We start from the raw sequence: 961 nt of genomic DNA, 5'->3' as shown, positions 1-961 counted from the left end.
CGCCGGAAACGAATAATCACACCTTTCATTTTACGACATCCAAATGCGTCGCTTTTGAATGCGCGCGCGTCGTCCCATAACAAGCGGCCCCACTGCGCTTCCGGCAATGCTCGCAGAACGAGGAGTGAGAATTCATGGCCGATCTGATCGTCGTCTACTGGCGCGACATCCCAGCCCAAATCATCGTCAAAAAGGGCCGGCAGAACGCCAAGCGCGAGCTGCCGCTGCGCTTCACCGAGGCGATCGACATGTGCGCGATGCGCACTGGCGCCGGCGGCACCGACGATTATCTGGCCGAATGGCGCAAGGCCGATCCCGTCCCGGTCGGCGATGACCTCGAAGCCGAGGTCGAGAAGGCATTCAACGATATCGACACGAAATACGACCGCGAGCGGCTGGTCGCCCTGGTCAAGGCAGGCGGCAAAGAAAATGTCTGAAACCATTCCTGCCAAGGATGGCCAAAGGGTTGTCCAGCCGGTTACCCAGGCCACTCTGGTCAAAAAGGCAGCGCCGAAATCCGACTACAAGCCGGCCGACGTATCGCCGCAGCGGCGCGTGCAGCGTTCCTTTGCGGTCAGATTATGGTCTGTGCGGCACTCGCGATTACTCGAATGGTTCTACGCCAAATTCGCCGACATGTTCCTGCTCCTCCATCCCTTGTGGAAGGGCATAGGTTACGGCCGCGTCGAAGGGCCGATCAAATTCGTCGAGAAGCGCGTCAAGGGCTTCATGTTCGACTGCCGCATGTGCGGCCAGTGCATATTGTCCTCGACCGGCATGTCGTGCCCGATGAACTGCCCCAAGCAATTGCGCAACGGTCCTTGCGGCGGCGTCCGCGCCAACGGCAATTGCGAGGTCGAGCCCGATATGCCCTGCGTCTGGGTCAAAGCCTGGGAAGGCTCGCAGAACATGGTGCACGGCGACAGGATCCTGACCGTGCAGAAGCCGGTCGACCAGTCGC

Annotated in this window: 2 protein-coding genes; both read left to right on the top strand. The window is 60.2% G+C overall.

Features of this window, described 5'->3' with window-relative positions; translation table 11 throughout:
* The first annotated feature begins 134 nt into the window (after positions 1-134).
* Entirely contained in the window at positions 135-437 is a 303-nt protein-coding gene (locus EN893_RS35635; RefSeq protein ID WP_023812316.1) for a virulence factor, read from the top strand.
* On the top strand, positions 430-961 hold a 532-nt coding region (locus tag EN893_RS35630; RefSeq protein ID WP_128362250.1), incomplete at its 3' end, for a methylenetetrahydrofolate reductase C-terminal domain-containing protein. The genes EN893_RS35635 and EN893_RS35630, both read left to right, overlap by 8 nt.

This window comes from Mesorhizobium sp. M7A.F.Ca.CA.004.04.2.1, assembly GCF_004022825.1.
In the GTDB taxonomy this organism is placed as follows: Bacteria; Pseudomonadota; Alphaproteobacteria; order Rhizobiales; family Rhizobiaceae; genus Mesorhizobium.
The sequence above is the reverse complement of the archived record's forward strand: the minus strand, read 5'-3'. Positions and strand labels throughout refer to the sequence as shown.

What these genes read in the sequence shown, in the direction of transcription:
- EN893_RS35635 (WP_023812316.1), top strand. Translation starts at nt 135, where the DNA reads ATGGCCGATCTGATCGTCGTCTACTGGCGCGACATCCCAGCCCAAATC.